Here is a 15,103-nt window from a genome sequence, read left to right as displayed (position 1 = left end):
CACTTCTCCTAGGCTTCTTTACCAAATAAGCCTGCTGGCTTGGTTAGCAATACAATCACCATCACCGCAAAAATAACGGTGGTCGAGGCTTCGGGGTAAAAGTACTTCGTCAGGCCTTCCACAACCCCCATACCCAAGCCGGTTAGGATTGCGCCACCGATCGATCCCATACCGCCAATAACTACGATGGCGAATACTACGATCAGCATATTTGAACCCATATCAGGCGAGACCGAATACACAGGCGCGGCCATGACACCGGCAAAGCCAGCTAAGCCGACACCAAAACCAAAAGTCAGAGTGACAATCAAAGGTACGTTGATACCAAATGCCTGCATCAACTGCGGGTTCTCAGTACCTGCACGCAGGTAGGCACCCAGCTTAGTTTTCTCGATCATGTACCAAGTACCGGCGCAGACAATGATCGACGCGATAATGATCCAAGCACGATAATTTGGCAGATACATAAATGGCAGTCGATTACCGCCTTTCAGCTCTTCTGGAATCGCGTAAGACATACCCGAGGAACCGAACAAGTGGGTAAACGCCCCCTGAAGAATGAGCGCTAAGCCAAAGGTCAGCAGTAAACTGTAGAGGTGATCCTCATTGGCAATTGGACGCAGCAGAAAACGCTCCATCAAAATGCCGATAAAGCCCACGGCGATCGGGACGAGAATTAGCGCGACCCAATAGTTAATGCCCATATAGTTAAGGGCCATCCACGCAAAGAAAGCACCCAGCATATAGAGCGCGCCCTGCGCGAAGTTAATGATTTTTAACAGTCCGAAAATAATTGCTAAACCCAGACTGAGTAATGCATAGAATGAGCCGTTAATCAGGCCCACCAGCAATTGACCAAATAGGCCAAAGAGATTTATATCGAGGAATGTTGCCATAACTCTCCACCCCTAACCGGCAACTGCGCCACAGATACATTTGTAGCTAACCGGTACTTACAATCCGCTAAGAGAGCTATATAGAACTACGAATAGCTCAAAACTCTGACTTACTGTGAGAGAGGCGAAGCCGCCCCCCTCGTCATACAAGCGCCTTATTTGGCAGCCAGGAAGTTACACTTATCCATCATCGGACCAAATGCTTCTTCACCTGGGATAACCTGCTCAATTGCGAATATATCGTCTTCGTTTTTACGCTCTTCGGATGTTTTGATACGTACCTGATACATGTCATGCACCATACGACCATCCGCACGTAGATGAGCGTTACGCGCGAAGAAATCGTTCGGCTTGTTCGCCTTCATCTTCGCCATTACCGCATCAGCATCATCGGTACCCGCTTCTTTGATCGCGTTTAGGTAGTGCATCGTCATAGAGTAAGCACCCGCCTGACCCATTGCTGGGATAGAGCCGTGACGCTCTTTAAAGCGCTTAGACCAAGCACGTGTTTCATCATCCATATCCCAGTAGAAACCAGTCGTTAGTTTCATACCGCCAGAGATTTCAGGATCCAAAGCTTTCGCGTTGTGAGTAAATACCAACAAACCTGCAACATCAGTTGTTTCAGTTAGACCGAACTCAGCTGCTGTTTTTAGGGAGTTAACGAAGTCAGCACCCGCATTGGCTAGCGCCACTACGTCTGCGCCAGAAGATTGCGCCTGAAGAACGTAAGAGGAGAAGTCGGTTGTACCTAGTGGAGCACGCACGGCGCCTACTACTTCACCGCCGTTAGAGTTAATTACGCCAGTCGCTACTTTCTCTAGGGCGTGACCGAAAGCGTAGTCCGCAGTGATGAAGAACCACTTCTTCTTACCTGCAGCTACCATTGGTTTTACCGTACCGTTAGCTAGCGCAACTACGTTGTAAGTCCAGTGAGCGTTGTAAGGTGAGCACGCCTTAGTGGTGAACGCATGAGATGCAGAAGTAGCGATCAGAGCAACTTTTTTGTTGTCTGTTAGCACTTTAGTTACCGCACCTGTTACTGAAGAAGCTACCAGACCTGTAACCGCATCAACGCCTTGGCTTTCTACCCATTCACGCGCTTTTGCAGAACCGATATCTGGTTTATTCTGGTCGTCGGCACTTACCACTTCAATTGGTTTACCTAGTACCGTACCGCCAAAATCTTCAACCGCCATCTCTACTGCTGTAACACAGCCTGCACCACAGATATCAGCATAAACACCGCCCATATCGGCTAGTACACCGATTTTGACTTTGTCGTCTGATACACCTGCTGCCTGTACCCCTGTTACTGCGAATGTAGAGGCAATTGCCGCTGTCAGCAGAGATTTCTTCATTGATTTCATCGCATTTTCTCCCGATAGAGTTTTTTATTTTTATTCAAAGTTTGATGCTTTGTGGTTTAACCCAGCACATCTTCGGGTCATTCACTTAGCCTCTGGACATTCAGGAACCTAAGCGCAGGCCTGTAAAAGGCTTATTCGTAGGCTCCTCAAGGCTGTTAAACACCTAAATAGGTGTTCAGTAATTCTGTTTTCTCGGTCAGTTCATGTTTGTGAACTTCTTCCACAATATGACCGTGTTCCATCACGTAATGACGATCCGCAATCGGTGCAGCAAAACGGAAGTTCTGCTCTACCAACAAGATGGTCAATCCGCGTTCTTTTAACTTGGTTAGCACCTCTCCCAACTTCTGCACAATCACAGGCGCTAAACCTTCGGTGATCTCATCGAGCAACAAGATATTTGCGCCCGAACGCAAGATACGAGCTAAAGCCAACATCTGCTGTTCACCGCCGGATAGGCGTGTGCCTTGGCTGGTTCGGCGTTCGTAAAGGTTGGGGAAGATTTCATAGATCTCTTCGATACTCATGCCGTCACTGCGTACAGTCGGCGGAAGCATCAGGTTTTCTTCCACGTTTAAACTGGAAAAAATACCGCGCTCTTCCGGGCAGAAACCCATGCCTAAATGGGCGATTTTGTGTGCCGGCATATCGATGGTTTCGCGACCATTGACGTTGATGCTGCCACTACGACGACCCACCATATTCATGATCGAACGCAGCGTAGTTGAACGGCCTGAGCCATTACGACCCAATAGGGTTACTAGCTCACCCTGCATCACGTGCATATCGATGCCATGCAAAATATGAGATTCACCATAGAAAGAGTGCAGGTCACTGATACGGAGTTTTTCGTTACCACCTAAGCTCATGCCACAACCTCCTCTTTCTCAGGCGAGGTTTCAGCAGGCTTGGCAGCTTCAGGCTCTTCATCCGCAGCAACACCGAGGTAAGCTTCCTTAACACGTGGATCGGCTGATACCGTTGCGTAATCACCTTCGGTCAGAATCGCGCCACGCTGCAGAACAGAGATACGGTCCGCCAGTTTGGAAACCACATGCAGGTTGTGCTCAACCATCAAGATAGTGCGATCTTTGGAGACCTGTTTGATCAGGTCCGACACCACTTCAACATCTTCGTGGCCCATACCCTGAGTCGGCTCATCCAATAACATCAGTTCTGGATCTAGGGCTAATGTGGTTGCGATCTCCAAAGCACGTTTACGACCATAAGGCTGATCGACGGTCACGGAGTTCGCATGGTCTTGTAGACCTACCGACTCCAGCAACTCCATCGCACGGCCATTAAGCTTGTCTAAGACTTTGTCAGACTTCCAAAAATGAAAGCTGTTACCCTCTTTGCGTTGAAGGGCAATACGGACATTCTCCAACACCGTTAGGTGTGGAAACACCGCAGAGATCTGGAAAGAACGGATCACCCCTTTACGTGCGATCTCGGCTGAACGCATCTGGGTGATATCTTCGCCATTAAAAAGAATTTGACCGGACGTTGGGATTAAAAATTTGGTCAACAAATTAAATACGGTCGTCTTACCGGCACCATTAGGCCCGATCAAGGCGTGAATGCTGCCACGCTCGACGTTTAAGTTGACCTTATCTACCGCAGTAAAGCCTTTAAACTCTTTAATCAAATCTGAGGTTTGCAGTACATAATCGACACTCATGCAGACTCTGATCCTCGCTGTTTTTTATTTTTATTTAACCAGCGCAACAACCTAAAAATACGGCTAAATGCTGATAAGCTGTCGCCCAACCTAGCAATTACCCCTACATAAAATCCAGTACAACTTTAGTCGTAGTCGCACTGCAAAAAACGATAGATTTCCGATTTAGCTTATATTTTTCAGTAACTTATAAAAGCGGTTAAAATATTTACAAAAATACAGGAATTCCTTTATTGACCTTTACGTGAACGTAAACTTTGCTTAATCTGTAAAGAGTTAAAAACAGCGGATTTTTATGAATAGCAAACAGACTTATTCCATCAGCGAGCTAGCGAAAGAGTTCGCGCTAACCACGCGAAGCATCCGTTTCTATGAGGATCAGCAGCTGCTCTTTCCGACACGACGCGGGCAAACACGTATCTACAGCACACAAGATCGCGTGCGCTTAAAACTGATACTGCGCGGTAAACGCCTTGGGTTCTCACTCGCGGAAACCCGGGAGCTTTTTGCGCTGTGGGATGAAACGCTGACAGGAAGTGAAAAGCAGCTAACTCTGCTGTTGGAAAAAATTAATGAAAAGCGTTCTGAGCTGGAACAACAGCTTCAAGATATTGCGATTTTGCAGCAGGAATTAGATAACGCAGAACTCCGCTGCCATGAAACATTGCTCGAACTAAAACAAAAACAACAAAGAGCCGGTTAATCGATTAAGCCTTTACTTGATCCTTAAGTGATCTGTGGATAAATCGACACGCCGGTAACAAGGGTACGACTATGATCTCACAATATTCCAGCCTGAATTTTGGCCTTGGTGAAACATTGGATATGTTACGTGAGCAAATAAACCATTTTGCTGCACAAGAGATAGCGCCAAGAGCGGAACAGATCGATAAGGATAATGAGTTTCCTCAGGATCTATGGCGTAAGTTCGGTGATATGGGGCTGCTCGGTATCACAGCTAAAGAGGAATATGGCGGTGTCGATATGGGCTATTTGGCTCATGTGATCGCTATGGAAGAGATCAGCCGTGCCTCCGCGTCCGTTGCTCTATCTTACGGTGCGCACTCCAATCTGTGTGTTAACCAGATTCATCGCAACGGTACCGAAGAGCAAAAACAAAAGTACCTGCCGAAATTGATCAGTGGCGAACATGTAGGTGCACTGGCGATGTCCGAGCCCAATGCGGGTTCTGATGTGGTCTCTATGAAACTGCATGCCCGCGATAATGGCGATCACTACCTGCTGAACGGCAACAAGATGTGGATCACCAATGGTCCCGACGCCAACACTTATGTGATCTACGCCAAGACCGAACCCAACGCAGGCGCTAAAGGAATTACCGCGTTTATCGTCGAACGAGATTACCCAGGCTTCTCTCGTCACCAGAAGCTCGACAAACTCGGAATGCGCGGTTCAAACACTTGTGAACTGGTCTTCGAAGATTGCCCAGTACCTAAAGAAAACATCTTAGGTGAACTCAACGGCGGTACCCGCGTACTGATGAGTGGTTTGGATTACGAGCGCTTAGTGTTAGCCGGTGGTCCTTTGGGGATTATGGCTGCGGCGATGGATATCGCAGTCCCTTACATTCGTGATCGTAATCAGTTTGGCCAAGCGATCGGCGAGTTCGAACTCGTACAAGGCAAGATCGCCGATATGTACACCCTGATGAACACCAGCAAGGCCTATACCTACAGCGTTGCCCAAGCAGCGATGCGCGGAGAACCCAGCCGAAAAGATTGCGCTGGGGTGATCCTCTACACCGCCGAAACCGCAACCAAAATGGCGCTGGATGCGATCCAGCTCTTGGGCGGTAACGGTTATATCAATGAATTTCCAACCGGTCGTTTACTCCGTGATGCCAAGCTCTACGAGATAGGAGCAGGTACCTCAGAGATACGCCGAATGCTTATCGGTCGTGAGCTGTTTATGAATAAGTAAGCCATCAACAGGCGACTAGGAGACTATCTATGGCTGTTCTGCACACAACAATAAATACACAGGCAGAGTCATTTAAAACCAACCAACGCGAAATGCGCGCGGCGGTGGCTGATCTAAAAGATAAAATTGCAGTAATCGCACAAGGCGGTGGCCCTGAGTATCAGGAGCGCCACAGAGCACGCGGTAAGTTACTGGCGCGTGAGCGTATCGATCAACTGTTAGACCCGGGTTCCGCCTTTCTGGAGATAGGCCAGTTTGCGGCTTATCAGGTTTACGAAGATAACATTCCGGCAGCAGGAGCCGTCGCCGGTATCGGCCAAGTGTGCGGCCAAGACTGCATGATTGTAGCCAATGATGCCACGGTCAAAGGCGGTACTTACTTCCCTCTAACGGTAAAAAAACATCTGCGTGCGCAAGAGATCGCAGAGATGAACAATCTGCCCTGCATCTACTTGGTTGATTCTGGTGGCGCTAACCTGCCTCAACAGGATGAAGTGTTTCCCGATCGCGATCACTTCGGCCGCATTTTCTACAACCAAGCACGGATGTCTGCCAAAGGTATCCCTCAAATCGCCGTCGTCATGGGGTTATGTACCGCTGGGGGCGCTTATGTGCCAGCCATGGCCGATGAATCCATCATCGTCCGTGATCAAGGTACGATTTTCCTAGCAGGTCCACCCTTGGTTAAAGCTGCCACAGGTGAGGTCGTAACCGCAGAAGCACTCGGTGGCGCAGACGTGCACTGTAAAGTCTCTGGGGTCGCCGATTACTACGCCGATAATGATGCCCATGCACTGCAGCTCGCCAGACGCTGCATCGCCAATAGCAATCGCGTTAAGCAAACCAACGTGCAATTACAAGCACCGCAGCCTCCGCTCTATAACGAAGAGGAGATCTATGGTGTGGTCGGTACCGACCTGAAAAAACCGTTTGATGTCCGAGAAGTGATTGCCCGGATCGTCGACGGCTCAAATTTCGATGAATTCAAGCAACAATTTGGCACAACCTTAGTAACGGGTTTTGCGCACATTTGCGGCTATCCTGTCGGTATCATCGGCAATAACGGGATTTTATTCAGCGATTCTGCTCAGAAAGGCGCGCACTTTATCGAGCTCTGTTGCCAACGCAAGATTCCACTGCTGTTCTTGCAGAATGTCACCGGTTTTATGGTGGGCGAGAAAGCCGAATCCGAAGGGATCGCCAAACACGGTGCCAAAATGGTAACCGCTGTAGCTTGTGCCAACGTACCTAAAATCACGGTGTTGATTGGTGGCTCTTTTGGGGCAGGCAACTACGGCATGTGTGGTCGCGGTTACAGCCCTAACTTCCTGTGGATGTGGCCTAACGCCCGAATCTCGGTGATGGGTGGCGAGCAAGCCGCAGGGGTTTTATCCACAGTTAAACGCGACCAACTTGAGCGCAACAATCAAACTTGGAGCGCCGAAGAAGAGGCCGCTTTTAAGCAACCGATTATCGAGAAATATGAGCAACAAGGTCACCCCTATTACGCCAGTGCACGACTCTGGGATGACGGTGTGATCGATCCGGCTCAAACCCGTGAAGTGGTTGCGATGAGCCTATCAGCGGCCCTAAATCAGCCAATTGCAGACAGTAAATTTGGCATCTTCCGGATGTAAGGAGGCGACTATGACTAAGCCAGTAGTGTTATTGAATAAAGCCCAAGGCGTAGCGCATCTCGTGATTAACAAACCTGAAGTGCATAACGCTTTTGACGATCAGATCATCTCGCAATTGTTAGGTCATTTAGAGGCCTGCGATAAAGACCCAGAAGTGCGGGTTTTGGTTCTACGTTCAGAAGGTAAGAACTTTTCATCCGGTGCCGATCTTGGCTGGATGAAGCGCATGGCTAAAAACAGCTATGACGACAACTTTGATGATGCAAAGCAGTTAGCCGCTTTGATGCATCAACTGGATACCCTCAGTAAACCTACGATCTGTTTAGTGCAAGGCGCAGCTTACGGTGGTGCGGTAGGTTTAGCTGCATGCTGTGATTTTGTGATCGCCACCGAACAGAGCCAGTTCTGCCTGAGTGAGGTCAAAATCGGTCTGATCCCCGCAGTGATCTCGCCTTATGTGATCCGTGCAATGGGCTCACGGCAGGCTCGACGCTATATGATCAGTGCCGAATCCTTTTCTGCCTGCGATGCCCATCATTACGGTCTGGTTCACCAAGTCGTGGCCACAACCGAGCTTCTTGATGATAGCTGCCACCAGTTGATCAACCAGCTGCTGCAAAACAGCCCGTTGGCGATGGCCGCTGCCAAACATTTAGTCGCTGCAGTCAGTGATAGTCATATCGATATTCATCTGATTACCGACACAGCCAGACGGATCGCCGAGATAAGAGTCAGTCCCGAAGGCCAAGAGGGTCTGAGCGCCTTTTTAGAAAAACGAAAGCCAGAGTGGGTAGAGTCATGAGCGAAGCAAAATCGACGGCACTACCGCGCAAAATCTTAATCGCTAACCGCGGTGAGATCGCCTGTCGTGTAATTAAAACGGCACAGCGCTTAGGTATTCGCTGTGTAGCGGTTTACTCCGAAGTGGATGCCAAGGCTAAGCATGTTCAGATGGCTGATGAGGCCTATCTACTCGGCCCGGCTCCTAGTGCTGAGAGTTATCTGCGTACAGATAAGATCCTAGAGATCTGCCGTACAGCCGGAATTGAAGCGGTACACCCAGGCTATGGTTTTCTGTCTGAGAATGCTGAGTTTGCGACTGAGTTGGAACGTCACGGAATTACCTTTATCGGTCCACCAGCCAGCGCAATCACATCTATGGGCTCGAAGTCCGCAGCCAAAGCGATTATGTCGAAAGCCGATGTGCCTTTAGTTCCGGGTTACCACGAAGACGATCAAGATCCACAGCGCCTGAAACAAGCGTCGATAGACTGCGGTTATCCACAGCTGCTAAAAGCAGTGGCTGGCGGTGGTGGTAAAGGGATGCGTGTAGTTCGCTCTGTGGATGAATTCGATAGCGCCCTACAAGCCGCGCAGCGAGAAGCGCAAAACTCTTTTGCTAACCCCGATATGCTGATTGAGCGCTATTTGGAGCAGCCACGTCATATCGAAGTGCAGATCTTTTGTGATCAGCATGGCAATGGTGTTTATCTCGCCGATCGCGATTGCTCAATTCAGCGTCGTCACCAGAAGATTATTGAGGAGGCACCCGCCCCTAACCTAGCGGACAAAACCCGCAAGGCCATGGGTGAAGCGGCTGTCCGCGCCGCCCAAGCCATCGACTATGTCGGTGCAGGTACGGTCGAGTTTTTATACGACACCGACGGTTCATTCTACTTTATGGAGATGAACACCCGTCTTCAGGTGGAGCACCCGGTGACCGAGTACGTCACCGGCGTCGACCTCGTAGAGTGGCAATTGGCGATCGCGGCGGGGGCAAAGCTTCCGCTAACTCAAGATCAGATCAAAGCCAAAGGGCATGCGATCGAAACCCGTATCTACGCCGAAGACCCTGCGCAAGATTTTCTGCCGGCGACAGGGACTTTAAAATACTTATCCACACCCGAAGAATCTGACTGTGTCCGTATCGACAGCGGTGTCCGCAATGGTGATGAGGTCAGCCCTTATTATGACCCTATGATCGCGAAGCTGATTGTTTGGGGTGAAAATCGCAATGCCGCAATTATGCGTCTGAATCGAGCATTATCGGAATACCGTATTGCCGGCTTAAAGACCAATCTGAAGTTCTTAAGAGATCTAGCATCTGCACAACCTTTTGCAGATCTCGACTTAGATACCGGATTTATAGAACGCCACTACGATCTACTCTTTGCCGAGCCAGTCATAGACAGTTCACTCTATCTCGCCATCGCTGCGAGTCTGTTTGGACAGTTAGAAACTCAAGACCAATCTGATAATCATACTCACCCTTCTCCGTTTACGACATTGTGTAACTGGCGCTTGAATATCCCGTCTATTAGAACGCTGCAGCTACAGCAGGGTGAAGCAATCCATGACATAAATATCGAACAACGGGCAGAGACAGAACTCGTTACTGTTGATGAGCAGCAGTACTCCATCAGCCTAACCCAGCGGGATGATCAACTTCGGGTTCAAGTTGATGATCAACAGCTACAGATGCACTTTTTCCGTGATGGAAATGAGCTGCACCTGTTTCATCACGACCTCTGCTTCCGAGGCAGTTTGCATCAAACCACGCACGTTTCTGAGCAAGGTAAAGCCGATCACTCGCTCACCGCACCCATGAACGGTGTCGTCGTTGAGGTTTTAGTTGAACAAGGTCAATCGGTACAAGCCGGTGAAGCCTTAGTGATCATGGAAGCGATGAAGATGGAGCACAGTATTTCGGCACCTCATGCAGGTAAAGTCAGCGAAATTTTCTTTGCTGCAGGAGATCTAGTCGAAGAAGGTGCGGAACTGCTCGAGTTGGAATTCTCCGAAGAGGAAGCCGCATCATGACATTGCCGAAGCAGGTCAAATTGGTCGAGGTAGGACCTCGGGATGGCTTACAAAATGAGCCTGGAGATATTATTCCGACTGATATTAAGATCGATCTGATCAATGCGCTGTCCAATGCAGGTTTAAGTCATATTGAGGCCACGAGTTTTGTTTCTCCTAAGTGGGTTCCACAAATGGCTGACGCCAGTGCAGTGATGATGGGTATTCAGCGTCATCCAAACACCACTTATGCCGCACTCACCCCCAACCTAACTGGCTTGAATAAAGCACTCAACACAGAGGTTGATGAAGTTGCGGTATTTACTGCCGCTTCTGAAGCGTTTACTCAAAAGAACATTAACTGTTCGATTGCCGAAAGCTTGGAGCGGTTTGCGCCGCTGATCGAAAAAGCTAACGCCAACAATATCCCTGTCAGAGGGTATGTTTCCACGGTGATGGGTTGTCCTTATACCGGTGAAATATCCGCTGAACAGGTCACGATTGTCTGTAAAGAGATGATTGAAATGGGCTGCTATGAGATCTCTCTTGGCGACACAATCGGCACTGGTACACCATTGAAGGCTAAAAGGCTGATAGAAGCCGTAACCAAAGAAATACCCGTTTCAAAATTAGCCGCACACTTTCACGACACCTATGGCCAAGCTCTCGCCAATATCTATGCGGTGCTTGAAGAGGGGGTCAGTGTCATCGATACCTCTGTCGCTGGCTTAGGAGGCTGCCCTTATGCCCAAGGCGCATCAGGCAATGTCGCCACCGAAGATGTGCTCTATATGCTCAATGGCCTCGGCATAGAAACCGGCGTGCAACTAGACGAACTGATAAAAGTGAGCCACTGGATCAGCCAGCAACTGCAACGCAGTAACGGCTCTAAAGTAGCCCTAGCCCTCACTCCTAAATCATCTATTTGAGAAATAACATGAATCCACAACCGTCTCATCTTACGGCGTTAGATCTACCTGTACCTTCACAAGATCAACTTCCAGAAGTGTTCCAAAAGTACTTCGCTTTATGCGAAGAAAAGCTGGGCTTAATCCCTAACGTGCTGAAAGCATACAGCCACAACATCGCTCAGTTAGAAGCATTTTCCAGCTTGTATAACGAGTTAATGCTCGGCAAAAGCGGCCTCAGCAATTTGGAAAAAGAGATGATCGCGGTCGCTGTTTCTGCCAGTAACGCTTGCTACTACTGCCAGGTCGCTCACGGTGCTGCTGTGCGTGAATACTCTCAAGAGCCGACCCTCGGAGAACTGCTGGTGATGAACTACCGTGTTGCCAAACTCTCCGAACGACACATCGCTATGCTCGATTTCTCGGTGAAGCTTACCGAATCACCCCATCGCATGAATGAGGATGACCGCCAACAGCTAAGAGATGTCGGCTTTAGTGATCAAGATATCTGGGATATCGCCAATATCGCAGGCTTCTACAACATGACCAATCGAGTCGCCAGCGCTGTGGATATGCAACCCAATCTGGAATACCACAGCCAGCATCGTTAAAGCTCCGCCTGAAATACACATAGACCTAACAACAAAAATAGAAAAGGTTTATCCAACATGTCCGATCTACACAGTTACACTCAAGGCTCTAAAGCCGAGCCCTTATTGGATATCACCATTGGTGATCAATTTGATTTAACGGCAGAAAAATTCCCCGATAACGATGCATTGATCGTTCACCATCAGAATATTCGCCTGACCTACGCGCAGTTACAACAACAGGTAGATCAAGCGGCACGGGCATTTCTGGCGATAGGGGTTTCGAAAGGCGATCGAGTCGGCATCTGGTCCCCTAACTGTGCGGAATGGACAATCACTCAGTTAGCGACGGCGAAGATTGGTGCGATTCTGGTGAACATCAACCCGGCCTACCGCACACATGAATTGGAGTACGCGCTTAACCAATCAGGCACCAAGTATCTGGTCTCTGCTGTGAGCTTTAAATCATCTAACTATATGGAGATGCTCTACTCTTTAGCTCCAGAACTTAAAGCAGCGCAAGCCGGCCAATTAACCTCTGCTACGCTACCTAACCTCAAGGGCGTGATCAGCCTTTCTTCGCAAGCGTTAGCAGGTAGTTGGTGCTGGCAGGAATTTCTAAATCACGCAGATCAGATCAGTGCCGAGCAACTTAGCACTGTGCAGACGAGCTTAGATATTCACGACCCGATCAATATCCAGTACACATCCGGCACAACCGGCTTCCCGAAAGGGGCGGCGCTATCGCACCACAATATTTTGAATAACGGCTTCTTTGTTGCCGAAAGCATGAAGTTCACCGATCAGGATCGCTTAGTTATTCCGGTGCCGCTCTATCATTGCTTTGGCATGGTGATGGGTAACTTAGGCTGTATTACCCATGGCGCGGCTATGATCTACCCTGACGAAGGTTTCGAGCCGCAATCCGTCCTCACCGCAGTGGCCGAAGAACGTGCGACCGCCTTGTTTGGTGTCCCAACGATGTTTATCGCAGAGATGGAACACCCTGAGTTTGAGCAGTATGACTTGAGTAGCCTGCGCACCGGCATTATGGCCGGATCTATCTGCCCTGCGGAGGTAATGAAAGCGGTCAATACCAAAATGCATATGCACGAGGTCCAGATCGCCTACGGCATGACCGAAACCAGCCCGGTATCCACCCAGACGGCTGCCGATGATCCCTTTGATAAACGCGTCTCAACTGTAGGCCGTACCCAACCGCATATCGAAAGCCAGATTATCGATCCAGCCACAGGCGAAGTTCAGCCAAGAGGTGATGTAGGCGAGCTATGTACCCGCGGCTACAGCGTGATGCTGAAATATTGGAACAATCCAGAAGCAACTAACAATGCTATCGACTCGCAAGGCTGGATGCATACCGGCGATCTCGCCATTATGGATGCTGAGGGTTACGTGCAGATTGTCGGCCGTATCAAAGATATGGTGATTCGCGGAGGCGAAAACATCTATCCAAAAGAGATCGAAGAGTTTCTCTACACCCACCCTGCGATTTCAGATGTCCAAGTCACCGGTGTACCCGATCCACAATTTGGTGAAGAACTGGTCGCTTGGATCAAACTGACACCGCAAGCAGACAACGTGACTGAAGACGAGCTGAAAAGCTTCTGCCAAGGAGCGATAAGTCACTTTAAGATCCCGCGTTATTTTAAATTTGTCGATAATTTCCCGATGACCGTCACCGGCAAGATCCAGAAATTTAAGATGCGAGAGATCTCTATCGAAGAGTTGGGGCTCGATGAGAATTAGATTAGATACAGGAATAGGCCGTGACTGAGGTTAATAAACACTATTCACAAGCATTCGATGGCGAGCAGATCATCCGCCAACTGCACTTATCTTATCCACAGGGGCCAACTGCGTTTCAATTGGCCCCTATCGATCAGTTACATATCGGCGGCATTAAAGCCTCCAAGAAGCTACTGCAACAAATAAAATTGTGCAGGCCGAATCGAGTATTAGATATTGGCTCTGGGTTGGGCGGTTTGATGCGTTTAATCGAGTCGGAACTGCGTATTAATGTCATTGGATTGGATATAACCCACGAATTTAACCAAACCCACCAGCAAATATCACAATTATTGCCCTCTTTTGACGCTCCTAAACTGGTCACTTCCGATGCGCAGCAATTACCCTTTTGCAGCGATAGCTTTGACCTCATTATCTTCCAGCATAGCCTGCTCAATATCCCCAATAGCCAGCAAGCATTGGTTGAATGTCGACGGGTTTTAAAGCCACTAGGCCGCTTACTGCTACACGAAGTTATCCAAGGGCCCAATACCGGCGCAATGCACTTTCCTGTGCCTTGGGCGCGAGAACCGAGCAACTCTCACCTAATCACACAAACAGCATTAGAAGGCCTACTCGAACAAGCGGGCTTTCATATCCAAAGTTACGATGACTGGAGCCAAGAGGCACTCGCTTGGCGACAAAAACAACTCGGTAAGGAGCAACAATCCCAAAGCGAGACTGCCGCTGTATCACCCGCCATGATCTTAGGCCCCGAGTTTAAGAAAATGGGCAGCAATGTGGTTAAAAACCTTGAACTAGATGCAATCCGGATCATCGAACTGGTCGCGCAAGCCGACTGCAGCTAATAATCTACCGCTCCTAAGCCAGCTTCAGGAATATATGTTGATAAGCAATATCTAACGCCACATACACCAACAACAGCGACATCGCCCAGTTTAAACAGCTGAAGTACCGCGGATTGTGTATGAGCTTACCTAATCGCGCGCCCATAAAAAGATAACTACTCGGCGCGCCAAACGCCATTGTGGATAACAATAGCGACCAGACAAAAATAGCATAGCCCGATATCTCTGCTGCCGGAAACTGCACCGAAACTATCGGCAAGATCGCTATAAACGCTTTAGGGTTTAGTAGCTGCAGGATCAGCCCCTCTTTAAAGCTCATCGGGCTCTGATTAGCCTTCACTTCCGTCGTGGCCATGGCTGACAAAGCCACTTTGTAGGCTAAGTAGAGAATATAAAGGCTGCCTGCAGCACTCAAAAACAGCTCGTAACCCGCGGTAATAAACCAAGCGCCGACATAGCCAAACAGTAAAAACAGCACCAGCATCGCACTGCCTACCCCGAGGCTAAACGCTAATGTCGAACGAATCTGCCCGTGTATACCGGCATTTAAGCTGAGTAGATTGCAGGGGCCAGGGGTGTACATCACGCCAAAGGCGTACAGGAGTATTTCAACCATAGTGATCAACTCGGATTTAAAAGAGAGATTTAAAGGGCTCGGAAGAGCCT

Annotated in this window: 14 protein-coding genes; 9 read left to right on the top strand and 5 right to left on the bottom strand. The window is 49.1% G+C overall.

What is annotated here, in order from left to right; genetic code table 11:
* Positions 1 to 8 precede the first annotated feature (8 nt).
* From ACMXYN_RS00400 to ACMXYN_RS00385, 4 genes are all read right to left on the bottom strand, one after another.
* Positions 9 to 896 carry a branched-chain amino acid ABC transporter permease gene (locus ACMXYN_RS00400; RefSeq protein WP_415883034.1) on the bottom strand — a complete coding sequence of 296 codons (888 nt, stop codon included), beginning with the start codon at positions 894 to 896 and terminating at the stop codon, positions 9 to 11.
* Between the two features lie 155 nt (positions 897 to 1,051).
* The gene (locus ACMXYN_RS00395; protein ID WP_415892992.1) at positions 1,052 to 2,266 is read right to left on the bottom strand and encodes an ABC transporter substrate-binding protein; all 1,215 of its coding nucleotides are present in this window, start codon (positions 2,264 to 2,266) and stop codon (positions 1,052 to 1,054) included.
* Between the two features lie 155 nt (positions 2,267 to 2,421).
* Entirely contained in the window at positions 2,422 to 3,135 is a 714-nt protein-coding gene (locus tag ACMXYN_RS00390) for an ABC transporter ATP-binding protein (RefSeq protein ID WP_415892991.1), read from the bottom strand.
* Positions 3,132 to 3,947, bottom strand: coding sequence for an ABC transporter ATP-binding protein (locus tag ACMXYN_RS00385; RefSeq protein WP_415886456.1), 816 nt, complete (start codon positions 3,945 to 3,947; stop codon positions 3,132 to 3,134). The genes ACMXYN_RS00390 and ACMXYN_RS00385 overlap by 4 nt, the downstream gene beginning before the upstream one ends.
* Before the next feature lie 295 nt (positions 3,948 to 4,242).
* On the opposite strand from ACMXYN_RS00385, the gene ACMXYN_RS00380 reads away from it, so the two are divergent.
* The 9 genes from ACMXYN_RS00380 (at position 4,243) to ACMXYN_RS00340 (ending at position 14,437) form a co-directional block, all read left to right on the top strand.
* Positions 4,243 to 4,650: a MerR family transcriptional regulator gene (locus ACMXYN_RS00380; RefSeq protein WP_415886455.1), complete on the top strand. Its 408-nt coding sequence runs from the start codon at positions 4,243 to 4,245 to the stop codon at positions 4,648 to 4,650.
* A gap of 71 nt (positions 4,651 to 4,721) precedes the next feature.
* The gene (locus tag ACMXYN_RS00375; protein WP_415883029.1) at positions 4,722 to 5,888 is read left to right on the top strand and encodes an isovaleryl-CoA dehydrogenase; all 1,167 of its coding nucleotides are present in this window, start codon (positions 4,722 to 4,724) and stop codon (positions 5,886 to 5,888) included.
* 29 nt (positions 5,889 to 5,917) lie between these two features.
* Positions 5,918 to 7,525, top strand: coding sequence for a carboxyl transferase domain-containing protein (locus ACMXYN_RS00370; protein WP_415892990.1), 1,608 nt, complete (start codon positions 5,918 to 5,920; stop codon positions 7,523 to 7,525).
* 10 nt (positions 7,526 to 7,535) lie between these two features.
* On the top strand, positions 7,536 to 8,327 hold the full coding sequence (locus ACMXYN_RS00365) for an enoyl-CoA hydratase/isomerase family protein (protein ID WP_415886451.1): 792 nt from the start codon (positions 7,536 to 7,538) through the stop codon (positions 8,325 to 8,327).
* Positions 8,324 to 10,345: an acetyl/propionyl/methylcrotonyl-CoA carboxylase subunit alpha gene (locus ACMXYN_RS00360; protein WP_415892989.1), complete on the top strand. Its 2,022-nt coding sequence runs from the start codon at positions 8,324 to 8,326 to the stop codon at positions 10,343 to 10,345. The genes ACMXYN_RS00365 and ACMXYN_RS00360 overlap by 4 nt, the downstream gene beginning before the upstream one ends.
* A complete protein-coding gene (locus ACMXYN_RS00355) occupies positions 10,342 to 11,253 on the top strand; it encodes a hydroxymethylglutaryl-CoA lyase (RefSeq protein WP_415892988.1) in 912 nt (303 codons plus the stop codon). Before ACMXYN_RS00360 ends, ACMXYN_RS00355 begins: the two co-directional genes overlap by 4 nt.
* An 8-nt stretch (positions 11,254 to 11,261) precedes the next feature.
* Positions 11,262 to 11,843, top strand: coding sequence for a peroxidase-related enzyme (locus tag ACMXYN_RS00350; protein WP_415892987.1), 582 nt, complete (start codon positions 11,262 to 11,264; stop codon positions 11,841 to 11,843).
* A gap of 57 nt (positions 11,844 to 11,900) precedes the next feature.
* Positions 11,901 to 13,589 carry an AMP-binding protein gene (locus ACMXYN_RS00345; protein ID WP_415892986.1) on the top strand — a complete coding sequence of 563 codons (1,689 nt, stop codon included), beginning with the start codon at positions 11,901 to 11,903 and terminating at the stop codon, positions 13,587 to 13,589.
* A 20-nt stretch (positions 13,590 to 13,609) separates the two neighbouring features.
* Positions 13,610 to 14,437 carry a class I SAM-dependent methyltransferase gene (locus ACMXYN_RS00340; RefSeq protein ID WP_415892985.1) on the top strand — a complete coding sequence of 276 codons (828 nt, stop codon included), beginning with the start codon at positions 13,610 to 13,612 and terminating at the stop codon, positions 14,435 to 14,437.
* Between the two features lie 13 nt (positions 14,438 to 14,450).
* On the opposite strand, the gene ACMXYN_RS00335 is transcribed toward ACMXYN_RS00340, so the two are convergent.
* Positions 14,451 to 15,053 (bottom strand): LysE family translocator, encoded by a 603-nt coding sequence (locus ACMXYN_RS00335; RefSeq protein ID WP_415892984.1) that lies wholly within the window; start codon positions 15,051 to 15,053, stop codon positions 14,451 to 14,453.
* Between the last annotated feature and the right edge of the window lie 50 nt (positions 15,054 to 15,103).

The organism is Neptuniibacter sp. PT8_73 (assembly GCF_047778045.1).
Lineage (GTDB): Bacteria > Pseudomonadota > Gammaproteobacteria > Pseudomonadales > Balneatricaceae > Neptuniibacter.
This window is presented reverse-complemented; position numbering and strand designations above follow the sequence as displayed.